Raw genomic sequence first — 6,290 nt, forward strand, 5'->3', positions numbered from 1 at the left:
TGTTTTTAGATTTTAGATTGATGTTTTTAGAATTTCAACTCTAAACTTTATTTTCGGTTACCGTTTGGATAAAAATATCATTGACACTTGGAATTTTCTCAACGAAATGAGTTACTTGCCCACGTTGCGTTAAAAGATGCAATAACTCGTTTGAAGAGGCAGATCCTATCTGGATATTTAATTTTAAATCCTCATTTAACGACTTGAAATTAGCCTGAGAAACGGTAAATTTCTGCGTAATATCATACATCAGGCCTTCAACATTATTGGTCAGGATTCCAACTTCAAAACTATTGGTCCTGAATTGACGTTTTACATCACTCAGTTTTCCTTCAATTAATTTATTCGACTTATGGATTAAGGCAATATCATCACAAAGTTCCTCTACACTTTCCATCCGGTGAGTTGAGAAAATAATGGTCGCTCCTTGTTCTTTCAAAGCTAAAATTTCATCTTTGATAATATTGGCATTTACCGGATCAAAACCAGAAAAAGGCTCATCAAATATCAACAATTTAGGTTTGTGCAATACACAAACAACAAACTGAATTTTCTGTGCCATCCCTTTTGAAAGTTCCTGTATTTTTTTGTTCCACCAGCCCTGAATTCCCAAACGGTCAAACCAAAAATCGAGTTGTTTTTTTGCTTCGGCTTTAGAAAGTCCTTTCATTTGTGCCAGATACAAGCATTGTTCGCCTACTTTCATCGAAGTATACAAACCTCTCTCTTCAGGAAGATACCCAATAGTCTGTACATGTTTTGGCTGTAATCTTTCTCCATCTAAAATTATTTCGCCGCTATCTGGCAATGTAATTTGATTGATGATTCGGATAAGGGAAGTTTTTCCGGCTCCATTTGGGCCTAAAAGCCCGTAGATACTGCCTTTTGGTACAGTTAATGAAACTTCGTTAAGCGCTACATAATCACCGTATTTTTTTACGACTCTATGTACTTCTAGTAAGTTGCTCATATTGCATTTGATGTTTTGTATGTCAGCTTTTACAATTTTCGCCAACTGGCTGTAAAAGTAAATAATTAGAAGTGAAATTGCGTAATATTACACAAAAAACCCATTCTAAATTTACATTAGAATGGGTTTTAAAATTATTTGAACTTTTACAAGTTAGTTTAGGAAAACATGTCTTTTACTTTTTCAAAAAATGATTTTTCTGATTTCTCAGGATTAGGAACAAAATGTTCGTCATTTAAAGCATTTTCAAAGAATTGTTTTTGTTCCTTGTTCAATGTTTTTGGTGTCCACACATTTACGTGAACCAGTAAATCTCCGTTTCCGTAACCATTAATACTTGGAATACCCTTTCCTTTTAATCGTAGTATTTTTCCGGATTGAATTCCTTCTTCCAGTTTAATACGGACTTTGCCGTTGATTGCTTCAATATCTTTTGAAGCTCCTAAAACGGCTTCAGGAAAACTGATATATAAATCGTAGTGAACATTTTCACCTTCACGTTTCAGGAATTCATGCTCTAACTCTTCAATGGCAACGATCAAATCACCTGGCACGCTATTTCCCGGAGCATCGTTTCCTTTATTGGAAACTTTCAATTGCATACCGTCAACAACACCCGCAGGAATTTTAATTGAAACTGTTTCGTCTTCTACAACCATTCCCTGAGCATCTGCCTCAGATGGTCTTTTATCTAGTATTTGTCCGGAACCTCCACAACTTGGGCAACTGGATGCAGATTGCATTCTTCCCAAAATAGTATTGGTTACTCGCATTACCTGTCCCTGACCATTACAAGTCGAACATGTTTTGTACGTTACACCTTTAGCCTGAACTTTACGTTTTACTTTTACCTTTTTCTCAACACCATTGGCAATTTCTTCTAAAGTCAATTTCACCTTAATTCGAAGATTGCTTCCTTTAGCACGACGAGGACCGCCTCCGCCTCCGCCGAAACCACCAAATCCACCACCAAAAATATCACCAAACTGGCTAAAAATGTCATCCATATTCATTCCGCCATGGCCACCGCCAAAACCACCGCTGCCATCAAATGCCTGATGTCCATATTGATCGTACTTAGCTTTTTTCTGTGGATCACTCAAAACTTCATAAGCTTCTGCCGCAAGTTTAAAGTTTTCTTCTGCCTCTTTGTCGCCTGGATTTTTATCCGGGTGATATTTTAACGCACTTTTTCGGTACGCTTTTTTAATTTCGGCAGCATCAGCACTTTTTGAGATGCCTAATATTTCGTAAAAATCTTTTTTCATAGTTAGATTAAATTGCTTTCGTCAGTTCGCTAGCGCTCATTTGCAATCTTAAATTCAAACTTAAACATTAAACCTGAATTTATTTTTGCACTTTTTTAGTTTCCGATGACCACTTTAGGGAAACGAATAATTTTGTCTCCTAATTTGTATCCTTTTTCAATTACATCAACAATTTTCCCTTTTAGTTTGTCAGAAGGAGCTGGAATTTGAGTAATCGCTTCAGCAAAATCAGCATTAAAGGTATCCCCCGCTCTTACTTCCACCTGTTCTAAACCTTTAGCCACCAAAGTACTTTTCAGTTTTTCATGAATCAGCTCTACTCCTTTTTTCAGGTTTTCATCATCAGATTTATTGATCTCTACAGTTGCTCTGTCAAAATCATCCAAAACCGGAAGCATCGCTAACAAAACTTCCTGATTCGCTGTTTTAAACAAATCGATACGCTCTTTTGAAGTTCTTTTTTTATAATTTTCAAATTCGGCAAATAATCTCAAAAACTTATCTTTTTCTTTTGCCAAGTCTTGAGCCAATTGCTCTTCAACACTTAATTCTTCAACAATTAACTGTTCTCCGTTTGCATTGTTTTCCAACGTTACATCATCTAATTCCTGATCGAATTCTGTATTTTCCGTAGTCATATTATTTGTATTTTTAAAAATATTCTTAAACTTCATTTTCAATTCTTTCTTTTGGATTGCAAAAGTACTGCCAAATCTTTTAAAATGTCAAATTGTCACTTTTGACATTTACACGTTGCTTTTTATAAATGTCTCAAAAATTTTAGTATAATTTTAAGACTATTACGTTTTCGTTTTATCTATATTTGAAGCTGTAACCAAATCGTAGTATTACCTATCAAAATTGAATTTAAGGGTTAGCCTCGGCTTATATAAATTATTAATTCAAGTTTACCTTATATTAAAAAAAGCTTCGCCTAATTGACGAAGCTTTTTTTTGTGATTTATTTTTTGTTAATCCAGCAAAGCTTTTTTTAATCCTTCAAAATCTACTGAAACCTGCTCTCCTGAAACTAAATTTTTGAGCGAATACGAATTAGCTGCAATTTCTTCATCTCCCACAATTACTGCAAACGGAATTAAACGTTTATCAGCATATTGAAATTGTTTACCCACTTTAACATTATCCGGATACAATTCTACCTTTATATTTTCTTTTCGTAATTTCTGAATCGCCTGCGAAGCATACAAAGCTTCAGCATCGCCATAATTAATAAACAATGCTTTTGATGTTGCTGCAACGGTTTCAGGAAACAACTGCAATTCTTCCAAAACTAAATAAATTCGGTCTAAACCAAAGGAAATTCCAACGCCACTCATGTTTTTCAAACCAAAAATACCAGTCAGATCATCATATCTTCCTCCACCTCCAATAGAACCCATTGAAACGGTTTTTGGTGCTTCAACTTCAAAAATGGCTCCTGTGTAATAATTCAATCCACGCGCTAAAGTGACATCTAAATCTAATGTCGCAGTTGACAATCCTAAAGTCGCCACATTGTCACAAATAAATTTCAACTCCTCAACTCCTTTCATTCCTTCTTCCGAAGAAGTTAATAAATTGGAAAGCTGACTGATTTTATCCGAAAATGTTCCGCTAAAACTAAAAAGTGGCTGCACTTTAATCAACGCCTTTTCAGAAATACCTTTTTCGATCATTTCCTTTTTTACGCCGTCTTCACCAATTTTATCCAGCTTATCCAAAGCTACCGTAAAATCAATCAATTTATCAGATGCCCCAATAACTTCTGCAATTCCCGATAGTATTTTTCTATTATTAATTTTAATAGTAACACCTTCCAAACCTAAAGAACTAAAAACAGTATCATATAACTGCACCAATTCTACTTCCTGCCACAAAGATTTTGAACCCACTACATCGGCATCACATTGAAAAAACTCCCTGAAACGACCTTTCTGCGGGCGATCTGCTCTCCAAACCGGCTGAATCTGGTATCTTTTAAAAGGAAATTCAATTTCGTTTTGGTGCTGAACTACATATCTCGCAAATGGCACGGTTAAGTCGTAACGTAATGCTTTCTCTGAAATAAAACGCGTTAATTTTTTAGAATCAATTTTGAAAAAATCTCCATCTGTTGAAGGCATTCCATCAATATCTTCATCCTTATATTTGGTCTTAAAATCATCTCCAAAAACTATCTGAGAAAAGTCTTTAATATCTTTTAAATAGTCACCACTATCTAATATCTTAAAAATCAAACGATCTCCTTCTTCTCCATATTTCCCCATCAACGTTTCCGAATTTTCAAACGAAGGTGTTTCAATCGGCTGAAAACCAAATCTCTCAAAATTAGTTTTAATAGTCTGAATTATATATTGACGTTTTGACACTTCTGCAGGCGAAAAATCCCTTGTTCCTTTTGGTATGCTTGGTTTTGAAGCCATCTTTTTTATTTTAGATTGTTGATTGTAGATTGTAGATTTCTTTTGAAACTTAAATTCACAAATCTTTAAATTAATTTATTGTTGATTTTGATTATTGGATTCTTAGGCTTTTGACTTTATGACTTTCCAACTTTCGACTTAATTAAGTCTGCAAATATCTTATTTTTTAAAATAAATTAAGCCAGTTCGAAAACAAACTTGTAACAAAAAACGTATTTTCGTGTCAAATTGGTCATGATGCTAAAATTATTTAAAGAAAATATCCGAATTGCTTTTGGTTCTATCAAAACACAATTACTACGAACCATTCTTACCGTATTAATTATCGCTATTGGAATTACGGCTTTGGTTGGAATCTTAACCGTTGTATCTGCTCTGGAAAATACGATTTCTACCGATTTTGCCTCAATGGGTGCCAATACTTTCAACATTAATCAATACGAAAGCAATGTTCGAAACCGCGGTGGAAATGAACGTGAGATTGTAAATCCTATTATTTCATATCCGGAAGCAGTAGCGTTCAAAACAAAATACAAATATCCTTTTACAGAAACTTCACTTTCTTTTACCGCCACTTCAACTGCAGAGGTAAAATATGGTGCCGAAAAAACAGATCCTGAAATTAAAATCGTAGGGGTCGATGAACATTTTATCAACAACTCAGGATTAGAAACCAGTTTAGGACGTTCTTTTAATCAGTTTGATATTGAAAACAACACTTATTCCTGCATCGTAGGTTCTGATTTTGAAAAGGGGCTTTTAAAAGATGTAAACCCAATTGACAAAGTAATTTCGATACGAGGCGCAAAATTCAAAGTCATTGGCGTCTTAAAGGAAAAAGGCTCCACTTTTGGAAACAGTCAGGATTTACGGGTTTTGATTCCGATTCAGGTAGCACGTTCCTTATTCACCGCTCCCAATATTAATTATACGATGAGCGTTATGGTCTCCAAAAAAGAACTTTTGGACCAGGCTATCGACAATGCAACAAGCACCATGCGAAGGGTGCGGAAATTAAGTCCGATACGTGACAATAATTTCGGAGTAGTGAGAAGCGATGATTTAATCAATCGAATACTGGGAATCACCCAGTATTTAGGCTGGGCCGCCTGGATCATCAGTATCATTACTGTTTTAGGATCATCGATTGCCTTGATGAATATCATGATCGTTTCAGTAACTGAACGTACCCGCGAAATTGGCGTTCGTAAAGCTTTGGGAGCAAAAAGAACAACAGTTGCAACTCAGTTTTTTATAGAGACTTTACTAATTGGTCAGATTGGAGGCTTAGTCGGAATCGTATTGGGAATCCTTCTTGGATTTGGTATTGCTAACGCAATGAGCTTTGATTTTGTTATTCCGTGGACAGCTATTTTTGCCGCCTTCGCCACCAGTTTTATGGTTGCCATAGTGTCTGGTTTATATCCTGCAATCAAAGCATCAAAACTGGATCCGATTGAAGCTTTGCGTTATGAATAATTGGAAGCAGACTTAATCGTTTGAAAAGGCCAATAGTCCCGCTATCCGTTCTAATCTTTTATGCCGAACACCGGCATAAAAGGATTGCCACTTCTATCCTACCGTGTGGACACAAATATAATTTTGCTATTTTTATTTCAGAAACAATTA

The 6,290-nt window shown here is 35.3% G+C and carries 5 protein-coding genes; 1 reads left to right on the forward strand and 4 read right to left on the reverse strand.

Annotation, left to right across the window (positions count from 1 at the left end):
* Nucleotides 1-40: 40 nt before the first annotated feature.
* The 4 genes from ABI657_RS13590 to hisS form a co-directional block, all read right to left on the reverse strand.
* Nucleotides 41-970 carry an ATP-binding cassette domain-containing protein gene (locus ABI657_RS13590; protein ID WP_348097810.1) on the reverse strand — a complete coding sequence of 310 codons (930 nt, stop codon included), beginning with the start codon at nucleotides 968-970 and terminating at the stop codon, nucleotides 41-43.
* Between the two features lie 158 nt (nucleotides 971-1,128).
* Nucleotides 1,129-2,238: a molecular chaperone DnaJ gene (dnaJ, locus tag ABI657_RS13595; RefSeq protein WP_348097811.1), complete on the reverse strand. Its 1,110-nt coding sequence runs from the start codon at nucleotides 2,236-2,238 to the stop codon at nucleotides 1,129-1,131.
* Between the two features lie 95 nt (nucleotides 2,239-2,333).
* A complete protein-coding gene (locus ABI657_RS13600; protein WP_348097812.1) occupies nucleotides 2,334-2,912 on the reverse strand; it encodes a nucleotide exchange factor GrpE in 579 nt (192 codons plus the stop codon).
* Nucleotides 2,913-3,209: 297 nt separating this feature from the next.
* The gene (hisS, locus tag ABI657_RS13605; protein WP_348097813.1) at nucleotides 3,210-4,661 is read right to left on the reverse strand and encodes a histidine--tRNA ligase; all 1,452 of its coding nucleotides are present in this window, start codon (nucleotides 4,659-4,661) and stop codon (nucleotides 3,210-3,212) included.
* 234 nt (nucleotides 4,662-4,895) lie between these two features.
* On the opposite strand from hisS, the gene ABI657_RS13610 reads away from it, so the two are divergent.
* Nucleotides 4,896-6,140, forward strand: a complete 1,245-nt coding sequence (locus tag ABI657_RS13610) for an ABC transporter permease (RefSeq protein WP_348097814.1) — start codon at nucleotides 4,896-4,898, stop codon at nucleotides 6,138-6,140.
* Nucleotides 6,141-6,290 lie beyond the last annotated feature (150 nt).

The sequence above is a fragment of the Flavobacterium sp. genome (assembly GCF_039930565.1).
Taxonomy (GTDB): Bacteria; Bacteroidota; Bacteroidia; order Flavobacteriales; family Flavobacteriaceae; genus Flavobacterium.